This window comes from Streptomyces sp. NPDC049879 (genome assembly GCF_044461265.1).
Lineage (GTDB): Bacteria > Actinomycetota > Actinomycetes > Streptomycetales > Streptomycetaceae > Streptomyces.
This window is the reverse complement of sequence record NZ_JBITKT010000009.1, coordinates 77,054-100,537: the sequence shown is the minus strand read 5'-3', so window position 1 is coordinate 100,537 and position 23,484 is coordinate 77,054. Positions and strand designations below refer to the sequence as shown.

General features: G+C 73.7%; 27 protein-coding genes. 16 read left to right on the top strand and 11 right to left on the bottom strand.

The genetic code is table 11. From position 1 onward, the window contains the following. The first annotated feature begins 91 nt into the window (after nt 1-91). Complete coding sequence (soxR, locus tag ACIBPC_RS26880) at nt 92-691, top strand: redox-sensitive transcriptional activator SoxR (protein ID WP_398848167.1); 600 nt, start codon at nt 92-94, stop codon at nt 689-691. On the opposite strand, the gene ACIBPC_RS26875 is transcribed toward soxR, so the two are convergent. After that, nucleotides 645-2,612, bottom strand: coding sequence for a glycosyltransferase (locus ACIBPC_RS26875; RefSeq protein WP_398848165.1), 1,968 nt, complete (start codon nt 2,610-2,612; stop codon nt 645-647). The genes soxR and ACIBPC_RS26875 overlap by 47 nt on opposite strands. Nucleotides 2,613-3,102: 490 nt before the next feature. Between ACIBPC_RS26875 and ACIBPC_RS26870 the strand changes: the two genes are divergently transcribed. Next, the gene (locus ACIBPC_RS26870; RefSeq protein WP_398848163.1) at nt 3,103-4,092 is read left to right on the top strand and encodes a hypothetical protein; all 990 of its coding nucleotides are present in this window, start codon (nt 3,103-3,105) and stop codon (nt 4,090-4,092) included. 48 nt (nt 4,093-4,140) lie between these two features. On the opposite strand, the gene ACIBPC_RS26865 is transcribed toward ACIBPC_RS26870, so the two are convergent. The 6 genes from ACIBPC_RS26865 to ACIBPC_RS26840 all read right to left on the bottom strand — a co-directional run bounded on the left by ACIBPC_RS26865 (nt 4,141) and on the right by ACIBPC_RS26840 (nt 10,007). Further along, nucleotides 4,141-5,637 carry an ATP-binding protein gene (locus ACIBPC_RS26865; RefSeq protein WP_398848161.1) on the bottom strand — a complete coding sequence of 499 codons (1,497 nt, stop codon included), beginning with the start codon at nt 5,635-5,637 and terminating at the stop codon, nt 4,141-4,143. Beyond that, nucleotides 5,634-6,347: a response regulator transcription factor gene (locus ACIBPC_RS26860; protein ID WP_398848159.1), complete on the bottom strand. Its 714-nt coding sequence runs from the start codon at nt 6,345-6,347 to the stop codon at nt 5,634-5,636. Before ACIBPC_RS26860 ends, ACIBPC_RS26865 begins: the two co-directional genes overlap by 4 nt. A 40-nt stretch (nt 6,348-6,387) precedes the next feature. Beyond that, the gene (locus tag ACIBPC_RS26855) at nt 6,388-7,377 is read right to left on the bottom strand and encodes a S1C family serine protease (protein WP_398848157.1); all 990 of its coding nucleotides are present in this window, start codon (nt 7,375-7,377) and stop codon (nt 6,388-6,390) included. Nucleotides 7,378-7,440: 63 nt separating this feature from the next. Further along, nucleotides 7,441-8,088, bottom strand: coding sequence for a Uma2 family endonuclease (locus ACIBPC_RS26850; RefSeq protein ID WP_362961228.1), 648 nt, complete (start codon nt 8,086-8,088; stop codon nt 7,441-7,443). 80 nt (nt 8,089-8,168) lie between these two features. Next, the gene (locus tag ACIBPC_RS26845; RefSeq protein ID WP_362961225.1) at nt 8,169-9,185 is read right to left on the bottom strand and encodes a LacI family DNA-binding transcriptional regulator; all 1,017 of its coding nucleotides are present in this window, start codon (nt 9,183-9,185) and stop codon (nt 8,169-8,171) included. 63 nt (nt 9,186-9,248) lie between these two features. Then, a complete protein-coding gene (locus tag ACIBPC_RS26840; RefSeq protein WP_362961222.1) occupies nt 9,249-10,007 on the bottom strand; it encodes a response regulator transcription factor in 759 nt (252 codons plus the stop codon). 351 nt (nt 10,008-10,358) lie between these two features. Here ACIBPC_RS26840 and ACIBPC_RS26835 point away from each other — a divergent pair, with 351 nt between their 5' ends. The 6 genes from ACIBPC_RS26835 to ACIBPC_RS26810 all read left to right on the top strand — a co-directional run bounded on the left by ACIBPC_RS26835 (nt 10,359) and on the right by ACIBPC_RS26810 (nt 13,811). Then, nucleotides 10,359-10,625, top strand: a complete 267-nt coding sequence (locus tag ACIBPC_RS26835; RefSeq protein ID WP_398848155.1) for a MoaD/ThiS family protein — start codon at nt 10,359-10,361, stop codon at nt 10,623-10,625. Further along, nucleotides 10,622-11,428: a hypothetical protein gene (locus ACIBPC_RS26830; protein ID WP_398848153.1), complete on the top strand. Its 807-nt coding sequence runs from the start codon at nt 10,622-10,624 to the stop codon at nt 11,426-11,428. The genes ACIBPC_RS26835 and ACIBPC_RS26830 overlap by 4 nt, the downstream gene beginning before the upstream one ends. Nucleotides 11,429-11,576: 148 nt before the next feature. Next, nucleotides 11,577-12,305 (top strand): DUF2993 domain-containing protein, encoded by a 729-nt coding sequence (locus ACIBPC_RS26825; RefSeq protein ID WP_398848151.1) that lies wholly within the window; start codon nt 11,577-11,579, stop codon nt 12,303-12,305. Nucleotides 12,306-12,402: 97 nt separating this feature from the next. Beyond that, nucleotides 12,403-12,504 (top strand): putative leader peptide, encoded by a 102-nt coding sequence (locus ACIBPC_RS26820; RefSeq protein WP_346655836.1) that lies wholly within the window; start codon nt 12,403-12,405, stop codon nt 12,502-12,504. A gap of 120 nt (nt 12,505-12,624) precedes the next feature. Further along, on the top strand, nt 12,625-13,464 hold the full coding sequence (locus ACIBPC_RS26815) for a sulfurtransferase (protein WP_398848148.1): 840 nt from the start codon (nt 12,625-12,627) through the stop codon (nt 13,462-13,464). 59 nt (nt 13,465-13,523) lie between these two features. Continuing rightward, on the top strand, nt 13,524-13,811 hold the full coding sequence (locus ACIBPC_RS26810; RefSeq protein ID WP_362961208.1) for a DUF1416 domain-containing protein: 288 nt from the start codon (nt 13,524-13,526) through the stop codon (nt 13,809-13,811). Between the two features lie 281 nt (nt 13,812-14,092). On the opposite strand, the gene ACIBPC_RS26805 is transcribed toward ACIBPC_RS26810, so the two are convergent. Beyond that, complete coding sequence (locus ACIBPC_RS26805) at nt 14,093-14,455, bottom strand: DsrE family protein (RefSeq protein ID WP_362967042.1); 363 nt, start codon at nt 14,453-14,455, stop codon at nt 14,093-14,095. Between the two features lie 415 nt (nt 14,456-14,870). On the opposite strand from ACIBPC_RS26805, the gene ACIBPC_RS26800 reads away from it, so the two are divergent. Continuing rightward, the gene (locus ACIBPC_RS26800; RefSeq protein ID WP_362967040.1) at nt 14,871-15,449 is read left to right on the top strand and encodes an FABP family protein; all 579 of its coding nucleotides are present in this window, start codon (nt 14,871-14,873) and stop codon (nt 15,447-15,449) included. Between the two features lie 28 nt (nt 15,450-15,477). Here the strand turns inward: ACIBPC_RS26800 and ACIBPC_RS26795 are convergent, their stop codons facing one another. Beyond that, nucleotides 15,478-16,233, bottom strand: coding sequence for an SDR family oxidoreductase (locus tag ACIBPC_RS26795; RefSeq protein ID WP_362967038.1), 756 nt, complete (start codon nt 16,231-16,233; stop codon nt 15,478-15,480). Between the two features lie 338 nt (nt 16,234-16,571). Here ACIBPC_RS26795 and ACIBPC_RS26790 point away from each other — a divergent pair, with 338 nt between their 5' ends. Further along, the gene (locus tag ACIBPC_RS26790) at nt 16,572-17,000 is read left to right on the top strand and encodes a transcriptional repressor (RefSeq protein ID WP_362967036.1); all 429 of its coding nucleotides are present in this window, start codon (nt 16,572-16,574) and stop codon (nt 16,998-17,000) included. A gap of 26 nt (nt 17,001-17,026) precedes the next feature. After that, nucleotides 17,027-18,001: a YgfZ/GcvT domain-containing protein gene (locus tag ACIBPC_RS26785; protein ID WP_398848146.1), complete on the top strand. Its 975-nt coding sequence runs from the start codon at nt 17,027-17,029 to the stop codon at nt 17,999-18,001. Nucleotides 18,002-18,021: 20 nt separating this feature from the next. Here the strand turns inward: ACIBPC_RS26785 and dtd are convergent, their stop codons facing one another. Then, nucleotides 18,022-18,447: a D-aminoacyl-tRNA deacylase gene (dtd, locus tag ACIBPC_RS26780; RefSeq protein ID WP_362967033.1), complete on the bottom strand. Its 426-nt coding sequence runs from the start codon at nt 18,445-18,447 to the stop codon at nt 18,022-18,024. 154 nt (nt 18,448-18,601) lie between these two features. Here dtd and ACIBPC_RS26775 point away from each other — a divergent pair, with 154 nt between their 5' ends. The 3 genes from ACIBPC_RS26775 (at nt 18,602) to ACIBPC_RS26765 (ending at nt 21,389) form a co-directional block, all read left to right on the top strand. Beyond that, nucleotides 18,602-19,117: an ABC transporter substrate-binding protein gene (locus tag ACIBPC_RS26775; RefSeq protein ID WP_362967031.1), complete on the top strand. Its 516-nt coding sequence runs from the start codon at nt 18,602-18,604 to the stop codon at nt 19,115-19,117. A 42-nt stretch (nt 19,118-19,159) separates the two neighbouring features. Beyond that, nucleotides 19,160-20,077, top strand: coding sequence for an asparaginase (locus ACIBPC_RS26770; RefSeq protein WP_398848143.1), 918 nt, complete (start codon nt 19,160-19,162; stop codon nt 20,075-20,077). A gap of 64 nt (nt 20,078-20,141) precedes the next feature. Continuing rightward, nucleotides 20,142-21,389, top strand: a complete 1,248-nt coding sequence (locus ACIBPC_RS26765; protein ID WP_398848142.1) for a GNAT family N-acetyltransferase — start codon at nt 20,142-20,144, stop codon at nt 21,387-21,389. Nucleotides 21,390-21,520: 131 nt separating this feature from the next. Here ACIBPC_RS26765 and ACIBPC_RS26760 read toward each other — a convergent pair whose 3' ends face one another. Then, the gene (locus tag ACIBPC_RS26760) at nt 21,521-21,706 is read right to left on the bottom strand and encodes a hypothetical protein (RefSeq protein WP_052848533.1); all 186 of its coding nucleotides are present in this window, start codon (nt 21,704-21,706) and stop codon (nt 21,521-21,523) included. Nucleotides 21,707-21,863: 157 nt separating this feature from the next. Between ACIBPC_RS26760 and ACIBPC_RS26755 the strand changes: the two genes are divergently transcribed. Together ACIBPC_RS26755 and ACIBPC_RS26750 are read left to right on the top strand one after the other, a co-directional pair. Next, complete coding sequence (locus tag ACIBPC_RS26755) at nt 21,864-22,730, top strand: GntR family transcriptional regulator (RefSeq protein ID WP_398848140.1); 867 nt, start codon at nt 21,864-21,866, stop codon at nt 22,728-22,730. Then, entirely contained in the window at nt 22,731-23,423 is a 693-nt protein-coding gene (locus ACIBPC_RS26750) for an HAD-IA family hydrolase (protein WP_362967023.1), read from the top strand. The last annotated feature ends 61 nt before the right edge of the window (nt 23,424-23,484 follow it).

The following is a 23,484-nucleotide window of genomic DNA, read 5'->3' as shown; positions in this document are numbered from 1 at the left end:
CCTCCCCCTCCGCCGCACCCCGCCCCCGTCGGGGTGACCGTACCCAGCGCGACCTTGAAGCACGCTTGAGGTCGGTCGTTACGATGACCGGGTGACCGGCACCATCGTGAAAGAGCTGACCATCGGCCAACTGGCGCAGCGCAGCGGCGTCGCGCCGTCCGCGCTGCGGTTCTACGAGGAGCAGGGCCTCATCTCCAGCCGCCGCACCTCGGGCAACCAGCGCCGCTACCCGCGCGACATGCTGCGCCGCGTGGCGTTCATCCGCGTCTCGCAGAACGTCGGCATGCCGCTGAGCGCCATCCGCTACGCCCTCGACCGCCTCCCCGAGGGCCGCACGCCGAACAACGAGGACTGGGCGCGCGTGTCGGCGTACTGGCGCGAGGACCTGGACGCGCGCATCGCCCAGATGACGCGGCTGCGCGACAGCCTGACCGACTGCATCGGCTGCGGCTGCCTGTCGCTGGAGAGCTGCATGCTGGCCAACCCGTACGACGTGCTCGGCGAGCAGGGCGCGTGCGGCCCCGTGCGGCTGCTCGGCGGCATGGGCGACGGGGACGGCGCGGGCAGTGGGAGCTGCATGGCGGATCTGGGCAGCGCGGACGAAGGGGAGGGCGACCCCTGCGCGCTGCCGCAGCAGGAGACCCTCAGCGCACGGCGTCCGCTGCGATCGCGAGGCCGTGCTGCGCGGTGAAGAACGGGCGCAGCCGCGTGTCCCCCAGCGCGACGGCGGGGAACGCGTCGGTGCGCGCCAGGTCGATCGTGTCGCCGCCGATCCTGCCCACGGGGACCAGGCCGCGCCCTGAGGTGGCGAGGCGCAGTTTCAGGTCCCACACGTCCTGGCGGGCGGCGGCGGTCCGGCGGGCCAGCGCGTCGGCGTAGGGGAACGTGAACGCGACGCGCCCGTCGGGCAGCGCGCGCAGCGGCATGCGCAGGTCGCCGCTGTCGCCGGAGCGGGCGATGGCGACGGCCTCGGCCTCCCGTACGGGGCAGCGCCGGGCGCCGGGGCCGAGGAGCACGGCGGTGACGGTCGCGGCGCCGTCGGCGACGGTGACCCGTTCCACCTCGGCGTGCGCGCGGCGCAGCCAGGTGCGCAGCGTCAGGTCGCCGTCGGCGGTGGTGTAGGGCAGCCAGCAGGAGACGCCGTGCTCGTTCTCGGTGGGGGCGAGGGTGACGAGGGCGGCGGCGTCGATGGTGTCGGCGGCGATACGGCGGCGCAGGCCCTCGTCGCGGGGTTCGACGTAGCAGTCCCAGCGGCCTTCGGGCAGGACGCGGGCGGTCCGGTCGAGCGTGATGCCCACGCCGCTGCCGCCGGGGAGGCGGCGGATGGGCACGCGGATGCGGTGTCCCTCCGGGTCCTCGCGGCGCTGGGCGACGAAGTCGGCCTGCCCGGTGGGCGGCAGGGTGTCCGGCGCGAGCGTGACGGTGAGCGAGCCGTCGGGCGTCACGGTGCAGCGGGCGCTGGCGCGGGGGCGGCCGTCGGGGGTGGCGGGCGCTGGGGCGGGCGGCGCGGGGCGCAGGTGCAGCAGCTCGACGAGGAGGCGCGGACGGCGCGGGCGGCGGGGGCGGGAGCGGCGCAGGGTGGCGGCCAGGTCGGCCAGGCGTTCCGCGGCGTGCGCGGGGCCGTGCGCGGCGGCCGTGCGCAGGGCGGCGGCGCCCATGCGGCGGCGGTCGGCCGGGGAGTCGATCAGGCGCAGGAGGGCGTCGGCGTACCCCTCGCTGCCGCTGTCGCGGGGCACCAGCAGGCCGTCCGTGCCGTGGGTGACGAACCCGGCGGAACCGAACGGGCAGTCGGTGGAGACGACGGGGAGGCCGCAGCTCATGGCTTCGAGGAGGGTGCGGTCGAACGGCTCGCCGCTCGCGGTGACGGCGGCGATCGCGCCCTTGATCCACTCCGTCTCCATCCGCTCCATGGGCGGCAGGGCCCCCATGAGGCGGACGCGGTTGTACAGGCCGAGGTCGTCGATGCGGCGGCGGAGGCGGTCGGCGAGGCGGCCCTGGCCGTAGATGCGCAGGTTCCAGTCGGGGCGCCGGGGCGCGAGGGCGGCGAAGGCGTCGATGAGCAGCTCGTGGCGGCCGACGGGGATGAGGCGGCCCGCGGCGACGATCGTGCGGGAGTCGCCCGCCGCCGGGCCCACGGTGACGGCGGGCGCGGGTCCGGGGATGGCGACGACGCGGGTGGCCGCGCCCGGCGGCAGCGCGGCGCGGTGGCGGGCGGCGTCGGCGTCCGAACCGGCGGCGAACGCGTCGAGCCCGGCGAGGACCGTGCCGGGCAGCCGGGTGTGCGGCTCGGGGCTGCGCCGGCCGATGCGGACGTACCGGTCCTGGCCGTACTCGGCGAGCCAGCGCACGAGGGTGGGGCGCGTGGCGATGACGACGTCGGCGTCCGTGCGGCGCAGGTAGGCGGCGACGCGCTGGCGCGAGTCGATGACCGGGCCGAGCGTGACGCCGGGGGTGGGGCGGGCCCGGGGGTGCCGGGCGGGGGCGGCGGCGCTGTCGCGGACGGAGGCCAGCTCGACGTCGTGCGCGGCGCCGAGCGCGGACGCGAGGTCGGCTGTGGCGCGGTCGGCGGTGCCGGGGCCGTTCAGGTCGTGGATCAGGAAGGCGATTCTCACGGGGTTTCACTCGTGCCGTACCGCTGCGGGCCGGACGCCGCGGGTACGGCGCCCAGGCAGGGCACAGCCACGGTCGGGCATGGCGCGCGGGCGGGTCAAGTCCGGTACCGGGGTCTTGACGGGATGCTGACGCGGCCGCCGGGAGCGCGGGCCGCGGCCGGTGGCCGCCGGCCGTTCCCGAGGGATTGTCAGACCCCCCTGTTAGCTTTTGCGTGTCGGTGGAACGGCGCTCTCAACGGCCTTCATCTGCGGGTTCGTTGACGACCGCGCGCTATGGCGAACGGTTGCGTTCCGCGTGCCCGCACGGGGAGGTGTCCGTGCGCCCGCCCACCGCGCGCAACACCTGTCCGCTTCCCGGAACCGATCCGAGAGACCGATCCGAAAAGGAGATGGTGTGAGAAAAATGACGCCGAGGGGAACGACGGCGAGGACAACGGCACGGAGGAGAGGAGCGCCGGGGAGAGGGGCGCTGTGGGCCGCCGCGTCCGTCGTGGGGGTCCTCCTGGCGGGCCAGGGCACGCCCGCCACGGCCGACGCGGGGGCCGGACTGCGGTCCGATGTCTGGGAGGTCGCCGACAACGTGACGTCCCAGGGGTCGTTCGGCTACGAGTACGCCGAGCCGACCGCGTCGGGCGACGTGCTCTTCGCGGCCGAGGAGAAGCCGCTCCGCTGCTGGGACGGGACGGGCTTCCGCTCGATCGCCGCCCCGCCGATCCCGGAGACGCGCGGCCGCGGCATCGCCTCCGTGGGAGGCGTGTCGTGCACGGACGTGACCGTGTTCGACCGGCAGGACACGCCGTACCGCTGGCACTGGGACGGCACGTCCTGGTCCGGCGCCCCGGCGGGCACGCGGTACTCCGTGGACACCCTGCGGGCGTTCGCGGACGACGACATCTGGGGCTTCGTGTCGATCACCGGCGAGGCCGTGCACTTCGACGGCACGGCCTGGGAGACCGTCGCCATGCCGCCGCTGGAGACCGAGATGGTCGTCGGCACCTCAGGCGACGACTTCTGGGCGCTGGGCGACGACCCGGACTCCTTCGACACGCTCGCCTACCACTGGAACGGCAGCCGGTGGACGGCCGCCGCGATACCCGCCGGCTGGGACGGCTTCGTGTTCCAGGGGGCGGCCGTCTCCCCGGACGAGCTGTACGTCTTCGGCACCTCCACGACCGACGGATACCTGCGCTGGGACGGCACGGCGTGGCGGCACGAGGACACCGGCGTCACCGGTGAGTACGTGCACGGTGTGGCGTACGCGGACGGCACGCTCTGGGTCGGTGTGTACAACGAGTTCCTGCGTCTGCGCGACGGCGTGTGGCAGCGGGCCGCCCTCCCCGAGGTGGACAACCCGTACGGGATGAGCGTGTACGACCTGGCGACCGACCCGCGCACGGACACCGTGCTGGCGGGCGGCTACATCGGATTCGCGGAGGGAGCGCGGACACCGGTCGTCATAGCCAACCACCCGGCGGGCTGACCACCGGCTCGTGACCGTCGCCCCTCGCCCGGCGCGTACGGTGCCGCGTCAGGCGGGGGGCAGCGCCGGGGGCGGCGGGGCCGGGGGCGGGAAGGAGGGCGGGGCGGGGGGCGGGGAGGCGGCGCCGGGGAGGGTGAGGACGGCCTCCGTCCCGCCGCCCTCCGCGGGCCGCAGGGCCACGGCCCCGCCGCTCTCCCGCACGGCGCGCGCCACGATCGACAGCCCGAGCCCCGACCCCGGGAGCGCCCGCGCCCCGGGCGCCCGCCAGAACCGCTCGAAGACATGCGGCAGTTCGTCGGGCGGGATGCCGGGCCCGTGGTCGCGGATGCGCAGCACGCCGTCGTGCAGCGTGACGCGCACGGCGCGCTCGCCGTCCTCCGTGACGGCGCCGAACTTGACCGCGTTGTCGAGCAGGTTGACCACCGCCCGTTCGAGGACCGCCGGTTCGGCCCGCACGTACCAGGGGTCGAGCGCGGCCGTCAGCGTCATGCCGTGGGCGCGCAGCCGGGCGCGGGAGACGGCACGCCGCGCGACGTCGTGCAGGCCGATCACGTCCGGCCGCGCCGCGCCCGCCGCGCGTTCGGGCCGGGACAGCTCCTGGAGGTCGCCGATCAGCACGCCGAGCTCCCCGAGCTGGGCGGTGACGGACGCGAGGAGCTGCCGCCGGTCCGGCTCGGGAATCGGCCGCCCGGTCTCCTCGCTGCGGACGAGCAGCTCGATGTTGGTCCGCAGCGAGGTGAGCGGGGTGCGCAGCTCGTGCCCCGCGTCCGCGATGAGCTGCTGCTGCAGGTCGCGGGAGGCGGCGAGCGCGGCGGTCATGGAGTTGAAGGAGCGGGACAGCCGGGCGATCTCGTCGTCCCCGTCCGCCGGGATGCGGACGTTCAGGTCCTCGGTGCGCGCGATGTGCTCGACGGCGCCGGTCAGCCGGTCCACCGGCCGCAGCCCGGCGCGCGCCAGGACGACGCCGATGCCCGCCGCGCCCACCGCGCCCCCGGCCGCGACCAGCGCCAGGACCACGACGAGCGACCGCAGCGGGTCGTTCACCTCGCTCAGCGGCCGGGCGACGGTCGCGGCGGCGCCGCGCCCCGACGTCGTGGGGGTGTCCAGCGAGTACGTGAGCACGCGGTAGGCGCGCCCGTCCGAGCCCGTCGCGTCGTGCAGCGTCTCGATGCGCTGCCGGTTCGCGACGGCGATGTCCGCGTCCGAGACGTCCACGGTGGCCTGCCCGTCGAGGATGCAGCTGTCCCCGTTGGCGAAGGTGACCTGGAGGACGTTGCCGAACGACGGCAGCCGCCGGTCGTCCGGCACCTCGCCCGCGCGCGGCCAGCAGTCACCGGCGTTGACGCGGCGGATGATCTCGGCGGGGTTGGCGCGGTTGTCGCGCAGCGTGTCGTCGAGGGACGAGCGCAGCTGGTCGCGGACGAGGAACCACGCCACCGTCGCGCACACGGCCACCGCCAGCGCCACGGCCAGCGCCGTCAGCAGGGCGAGCCGTGACCGCAGCGGCAGGGCCCTGAACGACGGCGGCCGCACCCGGCCCCTCACGTGCGCAGGACGTAGCCGACGCCCCGGACGGTGTGCAGGACGCGCGGCTCGCCGCCCGCCTCGGTCTTGCGGCGCAGGTACATCATGTAGACGTCGAGGGAGTTGGACGACGGCTCGTAGTCGAAGCCCCAGACCGCGTGGAGGATCTGCTCGCGGGTGAGGACCTGGCGCGGATGGGCGAGGAAGAGTTCGAGCAGGGTGTACTCCGTCCTGGTCAGCTCCATCCTGCGGTCGCCGCGGGCGACCTCGCGGGTCACCGGGTCCATCCGCAGGTCCGCGAACGCGAGCTGCCCGGGGGGCGGCGCGCCGGACGGCCCGGCGGCGCCGCCGTCCGCGTAGGCGCCGCGGCGCAGCAGGGCGCGCAGCCTGGCCAGCAGCTCGTCCAGCTCGAACGGCTTGACCAGGTAGTCGTCCGCGCCCGCGTCGAGGCCGGTGACGCGGTCCCCGACCGTGTCGCGGGCGGTCAGCATCAGGACGGCGACGCGGTCGCCCGCCGCGCGCAGCCGGCGCGCGGCGGTCAGCCCGTCCATGCGGGGCATCAGCACGTCGAGCACGATGGCGTCCGGGTCGAACGCCTCCCGTTTCGCCAGGGCGTCCAGGCCGTCGACGGCGGTCTCGGTCGTGTAGCCCTCGAAGTCGAGGCTGCGCCGCAGCGCCTCCCGCACGGCGGGCTCGTCGTCCACGATCAGCACGCGGGAACCGTCGGTCACGGGCCAAGTCTCGCATCGGCGGGCGCTCCGGTCCTGGGTCTCACGCCCGGCCGCCCGATCCGGTGCCGTCCTGGAAACCGAGGTCGGCGAGGGCGGCCTTCGCGGTGTTGGAGGGGATGGCGAAGCCGAGTCCGGCGCTGCCCGCGTCCTGGGCGGTGCTGTACATGGCCGAGTTGATGCCGATGACCTCGCCCGCCTCGTCGACGAGGGCGCCGCCGGAGTTCCCCGGGTTGAGCGAGGCGTCGGTCTGGATGGCCTGGTAGGTGGTGGTGGCCTGGCCGACGTCCCCGTTGTACTGGCCGCCGCCGAAGGCGAACGGCCACTGCTGCTGTCCGCCGCCCTGTCCGCCGCCCTGCCCGGCGCCGTCCTCGCGGGGCACGGTCACGTCGCGGTGGAGCGCGGAGACGATGCCGCTGGTGACGGTGCCGGTGAGCCCTTCGGGTGACCCGATGGCGACGACCTGGTCGCCCACCGCCACGCTGTCCGAGTCGCCGAGCGTCGCGGCGGTGAGGCCGCTGACGCCCTGTGCCTTGATGAGCGCGAGGTCGTTGTCCGGGTCGGTGCCGCTGACCGTGGCGGTCGCGGTGGAGCCGTCGCTGAAGGTGACCTGGACGCCGGAACCGGCGGTGGCCCCGGAGATCACATGGTTGTTGGTGAGGATCTGGCCGTCCTCGGAGAGGATCACCCCGGAGCCGGTGGCGCTGCCGGTGGAGATCTCGACCACGCTGGGGCTGACGGCGGCGGCGACGGAGGCGACGGTGCCGTCGGTCCCCCGCGCGACCGAGGTCCCGGCCACGCTGCTCGCCGCCGCGCCGGAGCCGCCGGACCCGTCCAGCAGGGCGGCGGTGCCGCCGCCCACGGCGGCGGCCGCGAGGGCGACCGCCGCGACGAGCGCGACGGGCCCGCCGACCCGCGCGCGCCGCTTCGCCCGGTGCTGCCCGCCCGCGACGGCGGGCTCGTGCCCCGGCACCGGCGGGTACAGGGGAACCGGCTGGTAGACGTGCTGGTGAACGTGCTCCTGATCGCTCATGTCTTCGACTGTGCGCCGCGAAGATGAGAGCAGTCTGAGTGCCGCCTCAGAAGTCGCTGGGGATCACGCCCCCGGGCGCCCCCCGGGCGGGACGGCGAAGTCCACGGTCTCCAGTTCCACCCCGAGCGGCTCGGGCAGGGAGACCGTCTCGCCGAACTTCACGGAGGCGAGCGTTTCGTATGTGTCGCCCACCGGCTCCCCGTAGAGCGTCACCAGCGGACCGCCGTCGCGGAAGGGGTCCACCAGCAGGTAGAGCGGCACACCAGCCGCCGCGTATCCGGCGGGCTTGGCCACCCGGTCGTGCCGCAGGCTGCTGGGCGAGGTGACCTCCACGACCAGCTCGACCACATCGGCCGGGACATGGAGCCCTGCCGTTCTCACGATGGCCTTGGGCGCCACCACGAGATCGGGGACGAACAGACCGTCGCGTGGCGGAGCTGCCACGCCGAGCGTCTGGTAGATCCCCCACTCACGAGCGAGCATCGTGAACAGCTGCCCATGCAGCTCCGAGGCGATGTGGTTATGCGGCGCCGACGGTGGTGGCGACAAGGTGATGATCCCCTCGATGATCTCCGCCTTGAAACCCTCGGGGGCGTCGAGCTCTGCCCAACCCCTGACAAGATCGTCCCAGCTGCAGTCACTGCCTTGCTGCTGGACGGTAGCTACGCTCATGGCGGTCTCCTCCGACAACTTCGACACCCACTCCAGCATGCGGCAGACCGGACATCCAAGGCTAGCGGGACCTTTTCACTCGAACGAGTGTTCCCGCCCTGGGGAGGCGACCGCGGGTGTCACTCGCAGCCGCAGGAGCGCCGGAGCGTCAGTGCCACCGGGAACTGCCGCACCCGGTCGCCCGGGGCCTCGTCCGCGTCGCCGATCGCGAGGTCGAGCGCCGCCCGCGCCATCGCCTCGCGGTCCGACGCGACCGTCGTCAGCGGCGGATCGGTGAGCGCCGCCTCCTTCACGTCGTCGAACCCGGCCACCGCCAGCTCCCCCGGCACGTCGATGCGCAGCTCGCGCGCCGCCCGCAGGACACCGATCGCCTGGTCGTCCGTCGCGCAGAAGATCGCCGGGGGCCGGTCGGGCCCCGCCAGCAGGTCGAGCGCGACCCGGTACGCCCCGTACCTGTCGTACGGCGACAGGAAGAGCCTGCCCTCCGTGTCGAGCCCCGCCTCGGCCATCGCCTGCCGCCAGCCGGTGATGTGGTCGGTCACCGGGTCGCCCGACTCGGGCGTGGAGTCCATGCCGCCGAGGCACGCGACGTACGGGTAGCCGTGGTCGGCCAGCAGGTGCCGGACCAGCCGCTGCGCGCCCCCGATGTCGTCCAGCACCACCGCGACGTCGTCGATCGCGTCCGGCCGCCGGTGCAGCAGCACGACCCGCGCGTCCCAGGCGTCGATCTCCTCGGCGGCGTGCTCGCTCAGCCCGGAGCTGATCAGCACCAGCCCGGACACCCGCATCCCGAGGAACGCCCGCAGGTAGTGGACCTCGCGCTCGTCGCGGTAGTCCGAGTTGCCGACGAGGACCATCTTCCCGCGCTCGGCGGCCGCCTGCTCCACCGCGTGCGCCATCTCCGCGAAGTACGGCTGCCTGGCGTCCGGCACGATCAGCCCTATGAGGTCCGTGCGCTGCGAGGCCATGGCCTGCGCGACACGGTCCGGGCGGTAGCCCAGCTCCTTGATGGCGGCGAGCACCCGTTCCCGGGTGGCTGCGGCCACCGGCCGCGGACCGTTGTTGATGACATAGCTCACGACAGCGGTCGAAGTCCCCGCCAGTCGCGCCACGTCGTCCCGCGTCACTTTGGCCACGGTCGGCAGTCTACGCGCGGAGCGGCCCACCCCGATACGGGGTCCGGCCACCGGACACCCGGCTCAACTGCGCCGGGCCGCCGCCTCCTTGACGAGCTGCTCCGCCTCACGCGTGACCGCGCGCGCGTGCTCGTCCTCCTGCTGCTTCTCCTTCTCCGGAACGACGAAGCGGTACCCGACGTTACGCACGGTGCCGATCAGCGCCTCGTGCTCGGGGCCGAGCTTGGCGCGCAGCCGCCGCACGTGGACGTCCACCGTGCGCGTGCCGCCGAAGTAGTCGTAGCCCCAGACCTCCTGGAGCAGCTGCGCGCGCGTGAAGACGCGGCCCGGGTGCTGCGCCAGGTACTTGAGCAGCTCGAACTCCTTGAAGGTCAGGTCGAGGACCCGGCCCTTGAGCTTCGCGCTGTACGTCGCCTCGTCCACGGACAGGTCGCCGTTGCGGATCTCCATGGGGCTGTCGTCGGCGGACAGCTGCTGGCGGCCGGTGGCCAGGCGCAGCCGCGCCTCCACCTCGGCGGGGCCGGCGGTGTCGAGCACGACGTCGTCCACGCCCCAGTCGGCGGTGACGGCGGCGAGGCCGCCCTCGGTGACGATCAGGACGAGCGGGCACCCCGGGCCGGTGGAGCGGAGCAGCTGGCAGAGGGAGCGGACCTGCGGCAGGTCCTTGCGGCCGTCGATCAGGATGACGTCCGAGCTGGGGGCGTCCACCAGGGCGGGGCCCTCGGCGGGCGCGACGCGGACGTTGTGCAGGAGCAGTTCGAGGGCGGGGAGCACTTGCGAGGACGGCTGAAGGGCATTGGTCAGGAGAAGCAGCGAACTCATGCGGGGGCGTTTCCTTCCTCAGTCCTTGCGGGGACGATCGAGCGGCTCTGCCCGGAAAAGCGCGAAAGGACCCTGGATGGCGTCTGCGCCCGGGTCCTTCCTGCCGAGCAGCATAGCCGAAACATTTCCCGGCGCGCAGGGGCGTGTATCACACCGGCAAGGGCGCTCCCCCCAACCCGCCGTGCACGCGGGACGTATCCGCGGCGCGCGGACGGCATCATGGTGCGGCGCGGGCGGGCCGCCGCCGCACGCGCCGCGTGACCGCCCGGTCACGTGCGCGTTACGGCGCCGCCCCGCGCGGCACGGCGGCGGTACGAGAGCGACACGAGCCACACGAGAGGCGGAGGCCAGATGGCCAGCGGCACGATCCGGTACTGGGCTGCGGCGAAGACCGCGGCGGGTACGGCGGAGGAGAGGTACGAGGCCCTGACGCTCGCGGGCGCGCTGGCCGCGGCCAGGGACCGGCACGCGGACCGGCCCGACTTCGAGCGCGTGCTGCTGCGCTGCTCGTTCCTCGTGGACGGCGTGCAGGTCGGCGCGCGGACGCACGAGCAGGTGCGGCTGGCCGACGGCGGCACCGTCGAGGTGCTGCCGCCGTTCGCCGGGGGTGCCTCGTGACCGCGCAGACGGGCGTCGCGCCCGCCGCGCCGTCCCGCAGGCACCGGGCGCGGTCGCCGATCATCCCGCCCGGTTTCCGGCCCGCGGTGCTGACGGCGGTCCTGGCCGGGCTGCTCGCGGCGACCGCGCCGCTGGGGCAGGGGGCGGCGGTCCCCGCGGTCGTGCTGCTCCAGCTGGTGACGGCGGCCGGGTGGTTCCGGCTGAACGGGATGTGGCCGGCCAGGCAGGGCATCGCGCTGGCCTTCGCGGGCGGCCTCGCGGCGGACGCCGCGCTGCTGCTGGCGCCGGACGACCGGCTGCCCGAGGCGCTGGTCGGGGTGCTCGGCGCGTGGTTCATGGCGGTGCTCGTGCTCCAGCTGCGGCACCGCGGCTCGGCGGACGAGCGGCTCGACTCGCTCACCGCGACCGCCGCGTCCAGCGTGCTGGCGATCGTCGCGGGCGGCCACCTGGCGGCGGCCGGGCTGACGGGGGACGGGCTGTCGGGGGACGCGGTCGCGGCGACGGCGGCCGGGGTCGGCGCGGCGGCGCTGCTGCGGGCGGTACCGGTGCCGTTCCTCTCCTTCGTGCTCGCGCTCGGCGCGGCGGTCGGCGCGGGGGCGGGTCTCACGGCCGCCGGGCTGACGGACCTCGCCGACCGCGACGCGCTGGCGTTCGCGGCCGGGGGCGGCGTGGCGGCGCTGATCGGGCTGCGCGTGGCGAGTTACGACTTCCCGTCCCGCTTCGTCCACTTCACGGCGGGCGTGGCCCTGCCGCTGACCGCCGCGGCGCCCGTGGCGTACGGGCTGGCGCGCGCGCTGCTGTGACCGGCGGACACCGGCGGTGCGCGAGGGGCGTGCGGGACGCGGGGGGCGTGTAACGGCCGTGCTGCAAGTGCCGCCTCCAGCGGCGCCCGCTTCCGCCACGCATTACGCTCACCTGCATTTGCACCACTGACCCGGGGGGCCCGTCCCGATGCGCGCACTGCGAATAACCTCGATCATCCTCGGCATCCTGATCGCGCTGGCCATCGCCGCCGACCGCGTCACCGTAGGGATCGCCGAAGGCGAGGTGGCCTCGCGCCTCCGGAGCACGTACGGGCTGGCCGAGGAGCCCGAGGTGAAGATCCAGGGCTTCCCCTTCCTCACGCAGGTCGCCGGGCGGCACCTCGACCACGTGGACGCGAACCTGAGCGCGTACGACGCCACCGTCGACGGCCAGGCGCTCACGGTCACCGATCTCGACATCGAGCTGCGGGACGTCGAGATCAACAGCAGCTTCAGCGAGGTCGTCGCGGGGACGGCGACCGGCGACGGCCTCATCTCGTACGAGGAGCTGACCCGCGCGTACGGCGAGCTGCTCGGCGGGGCGGACAACGGCTTCGCCGTCGAGTTCCGGCAGGGCGAGGGCGAGCAGGTGCTGCTGGCGCTCCAGGTCGCCGTGGCCGGTCAGTCGCTCACGCTGGACGAGATCCCGGCCTCGCTGGTGGTGAGCGACGGCGCGATCACGCTGGACGTGGACGAGGCCGACATCCCGACCTTCCCCGAGATCCCCGGCGCGGACGTGAACGCCACCGTGCAGGAGCAGCTGAACGCCGCGCACAGCATCGAGGGGCTGCCCGCGGGCCTGTCGCTCGACTCCCTCACCCCGGGCGCGGACGGCGTGCGGGCGGACGTCTCGGGCGCCGACGTCGTCCTGAACTGACGGCCCGCGGGCCGCGGTCCCACATGGCAGACACGGGCGTCTCACTATGCGGGAAGACGGTGACATCAGCCGTACGCGCTCCGATACGATCGGCCGCATGACGCGACAGGCTGCGGGCACCCCGGCCGGGGGACTGACGAAGCGACGGGCGGTGGATCTGTGCCGCGTCGCCGCCATGCTCTGTCGCCGCGACGGCTGACCGCCAGCCCCCGAACCCCCCGTGCCGCGCCACGCGCCGCCGCCCTCCCGGCGGCAGGCCTCTCCGCGCGCGCCCGGCCACGCCCCTCCGCAAGAGCCAGATCGCCGAAGGAGAACCCGTATGAGCCGCAGTGACGTCCTCGTCGACGCCGACTGGGTGCAGGAGCACATCGACGACCCGAAGGTCGTGCTCGTCGAGGTCGACGAGGACACCTCGGCCTACGACAAGAACCACATCAGGAACGCCGTCCGCATCGACTGGAAGAACGAGCTGCAGGACGCCGTCCGCCGCGACTTCGTCGACCAGGCCGGTTTCGAGAAGCTGCTGTCCGCCAAGGGCATCGCGAACGACGACACCGTCGTCCTGTACGGCGGCAACAACAACTGGTTCGCCGCGTACGCCTACTGGTACTTCAAGCTGTACGGCCACGGCGACGTCCGCCTGCTCGACGGCGGCCGCAAGAAGTGGGAGCTGGACGCGCGCGAGCTGGTCGAGGAGGTCCCCTCGCGGGCCGCGACCGCGTACACCGCGCAGCCGCAGGACACCTCGATCCGCGCGTTCCGCGACGAGATCGTGCCCGCCATCGGCGTGCAGAACCTGGTGGACGTCCGCTCCCCCGACGAGTTCAGCGGCAAGCTGCTGGCGCCGGCCCACCTGCCGCAGGAGCAGTCCCAGGTCGCGGGCCACATCCCGTCGGCCAGGAACATCCCGTGGTCCAAGGCGGCCAACGACGACGGCACCTTCCGCTCCGACGCGGAGCTGAAGGAGCTGTACGAGGAGGCGGGCGTGGACCTCGGCAAGGACACCATCGCCTACTGCCGCATCGGCGAGCGCTCCTCGCACACCTGGTTCGTGCTGCACGAGCTGCTCGGCGCGCCGAACGTGAAGAACTACGACGGCTCGTGGACCGAGTACGGCTCCCTGGTGGGCGTGCCGGTCGAGACCGGCCCGGCCAAGTAGCCCCCGCGCTCACGCCCCACCACCGAACAACCCCGCCAGACGAGAGGGACCACTGCGCCATGTGCGGAGCGAAGCCGGGCGGCCCCGACGCCGCCTCCATCAAGCCGGGTGAGACCACCATCCAGGGATCGGTCACCCGCGACGGCCAGCCGGTGAACGGCTACGTCCGGCTGCTGGACAGCACCGGCGAGTTCACCGCCGAGGTCCCGACCTCGGCGACCGGCCAGTTCAGGTTCTACGCGGCCGAGGGCACGTGGACGCTCCGCGCGCTGGTGCCGGGCTCGACGGTGGACCGCACGGTCGTCGCCCAGGAGGGTGGTCTGACCGAGGTCGCCATCGCCGTCTGACGTGGGGAGGCCCGTCCCCGGCAGCCGCCGGGGACGGGCCTCCGCCGTCTCCCCCGCTCGGCGCGCCTCCGCGGCGCGCCCTCTGTGCCGGCTCGCGCCGGCCGTGCGTTCGGGTCGCCCGGTCGCCCGCCCGCGCCACGGGTGGTGGCGGCGAGACGTCCGGGACCGGCGCGGACGCACCGCGCCGTGGCCTGGTACGGCGGACCGTTCCCCGGGCGGTTCCCGGCCGTCCGGGCGGTCCTGCCGTCCTGTCTCGGTGGTCGACGTCCAAGGGCAGTTGCTCAGTAGACGAGGGCCCGCACGCCGTCGGGCATGATCTCGCTGACGAAGACCTGGGCCCCGGCGATGCGCACTCCGTCCAACACGTCCTCCTCCTTGATCCCCCTCCGCGCGGCGCACTGGGTGCACAGCGTGACCCGTCCGGCCGCCTGGATTCCGGCGATCAGGTCCGGCAGCGGTGCCGCGTGCGGCAGCGCGAACTCCGCGGCCCTGCCGGGCAGCGCGAACCACGCGGACTCCCCGGTCAGCCAGAGCGACACGTCCACTCCGGCGGCCGCGGCGACCGCCGCCACGGTGAATCCCTGCGAACACCGTTCGGGAGCGTCAGCCCCCGCCGTCACCTTGAGCACCAGTTTCTCGGCCATGACGGCACGGTAACCCGCGCTGTACGGCTAGCGCGTCGTTCCACAGATGGCGCAGACCCAGTCCCCCGCGGGGCCCTGGTGCATCATTCCGCCACAGTTCGGACAATTCATGATCACATCCTTTCCACGCGCTTAGACGCGCGTCGAGCCAAACGCGTTCAGCCGCAGTGATCACAAAACGGTCAAGGCCGCCTGTCATGTCATGACAGCCGAGCGGCCCACCCTCAGTGAGCTTCCCCGAAAGCCGCGGACTAGACTCTCCGGTGGACCGTGAATTTCCTGGCCGAGTCGCCACCGTCGCAAGGAGCAGCCGTGGAGGCATTTTTCATCACCCTCATGGCGCTGGTGGTCGTCGGCACCGCCGCGTTCACCGCGCTCGTCGTGGCCAAGCTCTACCAGGGACAGCGCTGACCGCATGATCGAGATCCCCTCCGACCTGCACCCGGGCCTCGTCCCGCTGGCCTTCCTCCTCGGCACCTGGCAGGGCGCGGGCGTGGCGGCCCTGAACGCCGAGCGCACCGGCCCCGGCGAGGAGTCCTGCAACTTCGGGCAGCAGGCGACCTTCACCCACGACGGGCGCGACTTCCTGGAGTACTCCTCCAGGACGTGGCAGCTCGACGCGGAGGGCAACCGCACCGAGCCCCTGGAGACGGAGCACGGGTACTGGCGGATCAAGGACCGCCAGGTCGAGGTGGTCATGGTCCGCGACCAGGGCGTCGTCGAGATCTGGTACGGCGAGCTGGCCGAGGGCAAGCCGCAGATCGACCTCGTCACCGACGCCATCGCCCGCATCCCGGACGCGCCGCCCTACACCGGCGGCAAGCGGCTCTACGGCTATGTGAACGGCGACCTGCTGTGGGTCGCCGAGCGCGCCACCCCGGACACGCCGCTGCGGCCCGCCATGTCGGCGCAGCTGAAGAAGTCCGTCGATCCCCGCGAGTGGGTCGCGGACCTCAAGGACCTGCCGGACGACGGCATCGCGTTCTTCCGCTGACGCGCGCCGCCGCCCGCTCCCGCGCGCCTCACGGCGTGCGGGACGCGCCTCCGTCCACGGGCAGGACCGTACCGGTGACGTAGCTCGCCGCCGGGGAGAGCAGGAACGCGGCCGTCCGGCCGAACTCCTCCGGCTGCCCGTAGCGGCCGAGCGGGATGGTGCGCAGGGCGTTCTCCCTGGCCTCGGGACCGGCCGCCGCGTCGAGTTCGACGAGCCGGTCGGTCGCGATGCGGCCGGGCAGCAGCCCGAAGACCCGTACGCCGCGCGGCCCGAACTCGTCGGCCATGTCCTTGGCGACCATGGCCAGGCCGGGCCGCAGCCCGTTGGAGATGCCGAGGCCGGTGACGGGCGAGCGCGCCGAGCTGGACAGCACCATGCCGATCGCGCCCCCGTCCGTGAGCCGCCCGGCGACGGTGCGCGCGGCGCGGACGGTGCCGAGGAAGACGGATTCGAACGCGGCGCGCCACTGCGCGTCCGTGGCGGCGGCGGCCGTCCCCGGCGGGGGTCCGCCGACCGAGATCAGCGCGCCGTCCAGCCTGCCGAAGGTCTCCAGCGCGAGGGCCGCCAGCCGCTCGGGCGCCTCCGGGTCGGCGAGGTCCGCGGCGGCCCCGGCCGCCTTGCCCTCGCCGCCGAGCCGCGCGACGGCGGCGCGCACGTTCTCCGGATCGCGCGAGGACGTCACGACGCGGGCGCCGTCCGCGACCAGCGCGGCGGCCGTCGCGAAGCCGAGCCCCTTGCTCCCGCCGGTGACGAGGTACACCCGTCCTGACAGACCCAGATCCATCCGCCTGCTCCCCTTCTCGGTGTTCTCTGCGTTCTCTGTGTTCTCTGCGTTCTCGGTGTTCTCTGCGTTCCCGGCGGCCCCCGTGCCCCACGGGCGCCCCGCCGCGCTCTCCCGGCGCACCCGCCCCCGCAGCATCCTCCCGGACGGCCGTCCGGGACAACGCCCGGGGGAGTTCGAGCGCGTCCTTACGGCGGCTTGACATGCGACGGCGCAGGATGGGTGTCGCCTCCTCGCACGGGTCCCGCCCCCTCCCCTCGGACGGGGCCCGTGCCCCCCTCCCGGACGGCTCCCGCGCCGGACTTTCCGGCCCGGCCGCGCTTCCTCCTACACTGGGTCCCGTGGTGAGCACCGACTGGCAGACCGATCTGCGCAAGCGCGGATACCGGCTGACCCCGCAGCGGCAGCTGGTGCTCGAAGCTGTCGACAAGCTGGAACACTCCACGCCCGAGGACATCCTCACCGAGGTGCGCCGCACCGCGGGCGGCGTCAACATCTCGACGGTCTACCGCACGCTGGAGCTGCTGGAGGAGCTGGGCCTCGTCTCCCACGCCCACCTCGGCCACGGCGCCCCCACGTACCACCTCGCCGAGCGGCACCAGCACCTGCACCTGATGTGCCGCGACTGCGACAAGGTGCTCGAAGCCGACCTGGACGTCGCCGAGCCCTTCGCCGAACGGCTGCGCGAGAGCTTCGGATTCGACACCGACATGCGGCACTTCGCGATCTTCGGCCGCTGCGCGGACTGCGCCGGGGGCACGGCCGACTGACCGGCCGACGACGTACGCTTGTCCGTATGCCGTCGTACGAGAGTCCGCTGCTCGCCCTGCCGGGCGCGGTCGCCGCAGAAGGCCAGGACGCCGGAGTCGCCGCCCACTACGGGGACCTCTTCCGCGAACAGCGCGCGCTGGCGCGGGGCGAGGGGTTCGTGGACCTGTCGCACCGCGCGGTCGTGACCGTCTCCGGCGCCGACCGGCTGAGCTGGCTGCACCTGCTGCTGACCCAGCACGTCGCGGAGCTGGCCCCCGGCCACGCCACCGAGGCCCTGATCCTCTCCGCCAAGGGCCACATCGAGCACGCGCTGTACCTCGTGGACGACGGCGCGACGACATGGCTGCACACCGAGCCGGGCGCCGCCGAGGCGCTGACGGGCTACCTGGAGAGCATGAGGTTCTTCTACCGCGTGGAGGTCGCCGACCGCACCGCGGAGTTCGCGGTCGTGTACCTGCCCGCCGGGTCGATCGCCACGGCGCCCGCGGGCACGGTGGTGCGCGAGACGCCGTACGGGCGCGACCTGTTCCTGCCGCGCGGCGAGCTGGCGGCGTTCGCCGGGGAGCACGGCCCGGCCGCCGGCGCGCTGGCGTACGAGGCGCTGCGCGTGGAGGCGCACCGCCCGCGCCTCGGCCGCGAGACGGACCACCGCACCATCCCGCACGAGCTGGGCTGGCTGGACAGCGCGGTGCACCTCCAGAAGGGCTGCTACCGGGGCCAGGAGACCGTGGCGCGCGTGCAGAACCTGGGGCGCCCGCCGCGCCGCCTGGTGTTCCTGCACCTGGACGGCAGCGAGGTCGCGATCCCCGAGCACGGCGACCCGGTGCGGCTGGCGGCGGACGGTCCCGAGGGTCGGGCGCTCGGCTTCGTCACGACGGCGGTGCGCCACCACGAGCTGGGGCCCGTCGCGCTGGCGCTGGTGAAGCGGAACGTCCCGGCGGACGCGGCGCTGCTGGCGGGCACGGTCCCGGCGGCGCAGGAGACGGTGGTCGAGCCCTGACGCGGGCGTGCCGCGCGGCGTCAGACCTCCAGCAGGACCGTGAACGGGCCGTCGTTCGTCAACCTGACGCGCATCGAGGCGCCGAAGCGGCCGGTGGCCACCCGGGCGCCGAGCGCGCGCAGTTCGGCGCACACCGCGTCCACCAGCGGTTCGGCGGCCTCGCCGGGCGCGGCGGCCTGCCAGGTGGGGCGGCGCCCCTTGCGGGCGTCACCGTAGAGGGTGAACTGCGAGACGACCAGCAGCGGGGCGCCCACGTCCGAGCAGGACTTCTCGCCGTCGAGGACGCGCAGGGTCCAGAGCTTGCGGGCGAGGCGCGCGGCGGTCTCCGCCGTGTCGCCGTGCGTGGCGCCGACCAGCACACACAGGCCCTGGCCCACGATTTCACCGACCGTCTCACCGGCGACCTCGACGGCCGCGCCGTCCACCCGCTGCACCACCGCTCGCATGTGCCCCATCATGCCGTACGCCGACCGGGGCGTCCGGAGACAGCCGGATGGGTGCCAAGTCGCTGCGCACGATGGGTACACAGTGACACGATGCGTGTCACGGGGTACGTACCGCGCGCCACCGCACCGAATGGGGACGAGGGGACAAAAGCGCATGATCACACCGGGTCAGGATCTGTGTCGGCGAATCGACCAGCCCGAACTGCGGACGCTGCGCCTGTCCGAGCTGCGCGACCTGCGGCGCTCGGCGCAGCGCGAGGAGGCGGACCTCAGCTTCGTACGGCGGCTGCTCCAGGGCCGGATCGACATCCTGGAGGCGGAGCGGCGGCGGCGCGTGGCCCACGACTCCGGCGTCCTCGACCAGCTGCCCGCCATCCTCGCCGACGGCCCCTCGCGGCAGCGCTCGTCGGCCCGCCATGTGACGCTGGGCATGCCGCTGGACGACCGGTACCGGCGGCTGGCCGAGGAGATGCTGGGGCAGGTGGGCCTGTCCGACCTGGCGGGGCTCGACGACGCGGAGCTGCGGGACGCGCTGGCGCGGCTGGCGCGGCACGAGGCGCAGGTCTCGCGGCGGCGGCAGCGGCTGCACCGGATGGCGGACGGGTGCAGTGCCGAGATGGCGCGCAGGTACCGTGAGGGCGAGGCGCAGGTCGAAGACCTGCTGACCTGATCGTCAGCCCGCACGCCGTGCACCACCCCGGAAGGTCCGCGCATGTCCGCACCCACCGCCGTCCCGCCCGTGCTCGCCGAGGTGGTGCGCTCCGGATTCGTGGAGGGGCGGCACCGCGGCTCCCTCGTGGTGCTCGCGCCCGACGGCTCGGTGGCGCGGGCGCTCGGCGAACCGGACGCGCCGGTCTTCCCCCGGTCGAGCAACAAGCCGATGCAGGCCGCCGGTGTGCTCCGCTCAGGGCTCGCCCTCGAAGGGGAACGGCTCGCGCTCGCCGCCGCCAGCCACGCCGGGGAGGACTTCCACCGGGAGCTGGCGCTGCGCATGCTGCGGGACGCGGGGCTGCCGGAGGACGCGCTGCACTGCCCGCCCGTCGAGGGGCGCCGCATCGCCATGAACTGCTCGGGCAAGCACGCCGCGATGCTCGCCGCCTGCGTACGCAACGGCTGGCCGGTCGCGACGTACACCGACCCGGACCACCCGCTCCAGGCGCTGATCCGCGAGACCGCCGAGGCCGCGACGGGCGAGCCGGTGGCGGCCACCGGCGTGGACGGCTGCGGGGCGCCGCTGTTCGCGTTCTCGCTGACGGGTCTGGCGCGCGCCTTCCGGGCGTTCGTGCTGGCGGAGCCGGGCAGCCCCGAGCGGCGCGTGGCGGACGCGATGCGGGCGCACCCGGAGTACGTGGGCGGCACGCTGCGGGCGGACTCGCTGCTGATGCGGGCGGTGCCCGGGCTGCTGTCCAAGGCGGGGGCCGAGGGCGTGCAGGCGGTGGCGCTGGCGGACGGGCGGGCGCTGGCGTTCAAGGTCGAGGACGGGGCGGCCCGCGCGCGGGGCCCGGTGCTGGCGTCGCTGCTGCGGTCGCTCGACGTGCCGCTGCCGGAGAGTGCGGAGCTGCGCGCCTCGCTGCGCTCGGACCTGGAGGGCGGCGACGGCGTGGTGGGCGAGGTGCGGTCGGCCGTCTGACGTGCGGGGCGGCGCCCGGAAACCCCCTGGCACGCGCGGCGGAGGGGGACGTAGCGTCTCGGACATGTCTGCTCAGAGCCGCCTCGTAGCCCACGACCCCGACGACTTCGCCACCTGGATCCAGGCGGTGCGCACCGGCTTCCTCGACTCAGGCGCGGTCTCCGCCGAGGAGGTGGCGGAGCGGCGCGCGCGGCAGGACATCTCCCGGGCGACCGGCGTCTTCGAGGGCGACCGCTGCGTGGCGACCTACATGAGCTTCGACCAGGAGGTGACCGTGCCCGGGGGCGGCGTGGTCGCCTCCGACGCGGTGACGGCCGTCACGGTCAACCCCACCCACCGCCGCAGGGGCCTGCTCCGGGGGCTCATCACCGAGGACCTGCGGACGGCCAAGGACCGCGGCGACGTGGTGTCCACACTGCTCCCCGCCGAGTACCTCATCTATGGCCGGTTCGGGTACGGGCCGGCGACGTCCTCCCTGGAGTGGCGGGTCGAACTGACGCGGGGCGGACTCGACCCGCGGCGCAGCGGGCAGCCGGAGGAGGGGGCGGTCGCCTTCGCCGACGCGGCGGAAGTGCGCGCGATCGGTCCTGAACTGTACGAAAGGTTCCGGCTTTCGCAGCCCGGAGCGATCACACGCAATCAGCTGTTCTGGGATCTGCGCACCGGAGTGGTCACAGCCGGTCCCCGGCCGTGGGAGCGGCCGTTCTGGGCCGTCCACCGCGACGCGGACGGCGTCGTCCAGGGTTTGCTGACCTATCGGGTGAAGCACACGATGGAGCGCAACCTGGACGCCGGCGTCGCGACCGTCGAGACGCTGATCGCGGCCACCCCCGCGGCCGAGCGGGCGCTGTGGGTGTTCCTGCTCTCCCACGACAGGGTGACCGTCGTCGAATCGGGGAGCGCCCCGGTCGACTCGCTGCTCCCCCTCGTGCTCCCGGACCGGCGCGCCGCGTCCGTCATGGGCGACTACGACTTCCTGTGGCTGCGCCCGCTGGACCTGCCGCGCATGCTGGAGGCCCGCACGTACGGCGTCGAGGACGAGATCGTGCTCGACGTCCGCGACCCGCTCGGCCTGGCCGGGGGCCGCTTCCTGCTGGCGGCCTCGGAGAAGGGCGCCTCCGTCACCCCGACCACGCGGAACGCCGACCTGGTGCTCGGCACCGGTGCCCTCGCGTCGCTGTACCTGGGCGACGAGTCCGCCCAGCGCCTCCTCGCCGCCGGGGAGCTGGAGGCCGGACGCGCGGAGGCGCCGGTCCGGGCGGATCTGCTGTTCCGCACCGGCCGGCGCCCCTGGTGCCCCGACGGGTTCTGACGCCCGTCCGCTCCTTGCCTCGTCCCACACGGGGGCATGCGGGCCATGGTGCCCGCATGCCCTCGTACGCCTCGCACGGCTGCCGCTCGCGGCCGGGCAGGACCCGCCTGCCCGCCGCTCCACGCCCCGCGTCAGACTCCCGTGACCACCAGGGTCACGAGCACCGACGCGCCCACACAGGTGCAGGTGAAGTTACGCCTGCCAAGACCGGTCCGCAGTATCAGCAGCCCGATCAGCCCCGGAAACCCGAGATGGCCTTCCACCGCCCGCTCCAGCGCGATGCCGAGGGCGGCGACAGCGATCGTCGATACGAGCATTGCGTCCCTCCTTACATCACGACAACTTGATTCAAGTTCTCCGAAGTTGGTTAGGTTGTCCACCAACTATATGCTTGTTTTCCCCAGTTGGCAGCCAGTTGGAAACGTCTGGAGATCAACCTTCCGTATCTGTCCGAAAGTTGTAGGGTGTTGAGCCGTGAGTCAGGAGATCGCACCGGACAGCGATGCCATGCGGACCACCGATGAGGCGGCCTCTCCCGACCACGTGGCGGGGGTGCTGCGCGAACGGATACGGGTGGGGAAGCTGCCGGAGCACGCGCGGCTGCCCACCCAGCGGGCCCTGGTGGAGGAGTTCGGCACCAACCGGACGACCATCCGCCAGGCGCTGGCGATCCTCGAACGCGAGGGCTACCTCAGCGCCCGTGGCCGCGGCGCGCCCGCGGTCGTCACCGTGCCCGGGCAGGACACGCCCCGCCCGGCCGGGGTGGAGGTGGTGGACCGCATCGCCGTGGCGTTCCACGCCGCCGACGTGTCCATCGACGCCTTCTGCCTGACCACCGAGACCCTCAACGCCGCGCTCGCCGGGCCCGTCATGGCGATCTCCACCGGCCGGCTCACCCCGCGCTCCATCTCCATCCGGGCCCTGCTGCCCAACCCGGACGCCCCGCTGGCCTACCCCCGGCTCGTCTCGGACCCCGACGACCCGCGCCCGCTGGCCCGGCTGCGGCAGATCACCCGCACGTTCTCCACCTCACTGCGCCACCAGCTGACGTCGCTCGCCGAGATGCAGCTCGTCCCGAAGGTCAGCGTCGAGATCCGCAGCGTCCCCATCACTCCTGTGCAGAAGCTCTATCTGCTGAACGGCGCCGAAGTGCTCAGCGCCTACTACCAAGTGGTGCCGCGCGTGGTCGAATACGAGCACGAACAGCTGGAGATCTACGACGTGCTCGGTCTCAGCTCCAAGATCTTCCGCTCCTCGTCCGACACCGCGTTTGTTGAAGAGTCACAGCTGTGGTTCGAGTCCCTCTGGTCAACGCTGGCACAACCGCTCACACTCGGTTAGATGAGGGAACTCATCAGTAACGCCCGCTGTGTTCTCTTCGACTTCGACGGACCGGTCTGCCGTCTGTTCGCCGTCCACAGCGCCGAGACCATCGCCGGGAAGCTCCGCGAGCTGACGGCCGAGCTGTCCGCGTCCGCCCTGCTGACGGACGAGCTGCGGACCTCCCCCGACCCCCACGAGGTGCTCCGCCAGATAGCGCGCCGCCGCCCGGGGGGCGCACTCGTCGAACGGCTCGAAGCGGCGCTCACGCGGGAGGAGGTGTCCGCGGCCGCCAGCGCGCAGCCGACGCCGTACGCCGCCGCGCTGATCGCCGCGCTCTCCCGGCGCGGGCGGCAGGTCGCCATCGCGACGAACAACTCGGCGCTCGCCGCCGAGCACTACCTGCGCCGCCAGCACCTCTCCGGCTACCTCGGGGGCCGCGTGCACGGGCGCACGGGCGACATCACGCTGCTCAAGCCGCATCCCGATTCGCTCCAACGCGCCCTGGCCTCCACGCGGACCGCCGCGCACCGCGCGCTCATGATCGGCGACAGCGTCGCGGACCTCGACGCGGCACGCGCGGCGGGCGTCCCGTTCCTCGGCTACGCACCGACCGAGACCCTCGTGGCGGCCTTCAGGACGGCGGGCGCCGAGCACGTCGTCGGGTCGCTCGAACTGGTCCTCACCGCCCTCATCGCCCCGACCTACGGATGAGTTGCACTCTTTTGAGCCATCGGCACAAGCGGTTGCGGGGCGTACGGTTCACCTACTCGCA

Excerpts from the sequence above, each read along its gene's own strand:
- ACIBPC_RS26760 (WP_052848533.1), bottom strand. The coding sequence starts at position 21,706 with ATGCTCGTATCGACGATCGCTGTCGCCGCCCTCGGCATCGCGCTGGAG.
- ACIBPC_RS26850 (WP_362961228.1), bottom strand. The coding sequence starts at position 8,088 with ATGCTGGAGTGGGTGTCGAAGTTGTCGGAGGAGACCGCCATGAGCGTA.
- ACIBPC_RS26805 (WP_362967042.1), bottom strand. The coding sequence starts at position 14,455 with ATGGCCGAGAAACTGGTGCTCAAGGTGACGGCGGGGGCTGACGCTCCC.
- ACIBPC_RS26820 (WP_346655836.1), top strand. The coding sequence starts at position 12,403 with ATGACGCGACAGGCTGCGGGCACCCCGGCCGGGGGACTGACGAAGCGA.
- ACIBPC_RS26840 (WP_362961222.1), bottom strand. The coding sequence starts at position 10,007 with ATGAGTTCGCTGCTTCTCCTGACCAATGCCCTTCAGCCGTCCTCGCAA.
- ACIBPC_RS26815 (WP_398848148.1), top strand. The coding sequence starts at position 12,625 with ATGAGCCGCAGTGACGTCCTCGTCGACGCCGACTGGGTGCAGGAGCAC.
- ACIBPC_RS26855 (WP_398848157.1), bottom strand. The coding sequence starts at position 7,377 with ATGAGCGATCAGGAGCACGTTCACCAGCACGTCTACCAGCCGGTTCCC.
- ACIBPC_RS26785 (WP_398848146.1), top strand. The coding sequence starts at position 17,027 with ATGCCGTCGTACGAGAGTCCGCTGCTCGCCCTGCCGGGCGCGGTCGCC.
- ACIBPC_RS26765 (WP_398848142.1), top strand. The coding sequence starts at position 20,142 with ATGTCTGCTCAGAGCCGCCTCGTAGCCCACGACCCCGACGACTTCGCC.
- ACIBPC_RS26825 (WP_398848151.1), top strand. The coding sequence starts at position 11,577 with ATGCGCGCACTGCGAATAACCTCGATCATCCTCGGCATCCTGATCGCG.
- ACIBPC_RS26750 (WP_362967023.1), top strand. The coding sequence starts at position 22,731 with ATGAGGGAACTCATCAGTAACGCCCGCTGTGTTCTCTTCGACTTCGAC.
- ACIBPC_RS26835 (WP_398848155.1), top strand. The coding sequence starts at position 10,359 with ATGGCCAGCGGCACGATCCGGTACTGGGCTGCGGCGAAGACCGCGGCG.
- dtd (WP_362967033.1), bottom strand. The coding sequence starts at position 18,447 with ATGCGAGCGGTGGTGCAGCGGGTGGACGGCGCGGCCGTCGAGGTCGCC.
- ACIBPC_RS26810 (WP_362961208.1), top strand. The coding sequence starts at position 13,524 with ATGTGCGGAGCGAAGCCGGGCGGCCCCGACGCCGCCTCCATCAAGCCG.
- ACIBPC_RS26775 (WP_362967031.1), top strand. The coding sequence starts at position 18,602 with ATGATCACACCGGGTCAGGATCTGTGTCGGCGAATCGACCAGCCCGAA.
- ACIBPC_RS26800 (WP_362967040.1), top strand. The coding sequence starts at position 14,871 with ATGATCGAGATCCCCTCCGACCTGCACCCGGGCCTCGTCCCGCTGGCC.
- ACIBPC_RS26770 (WP_398848143.1), top strand. The coding sequence starts at position 19,160 with ATGTCCGCACCCACCGCCGTCCCGCCCGTGCTCGCCGAGGTGGTGCGC.
- ACIBPC_RS26795 (WP_362967038.1), bottom strand. The coding sequence starts at position 16,233 with ATGGATCTGGGTCTGTCAGGACGGGTGTACCTCGTCACCGGCGGGAGC.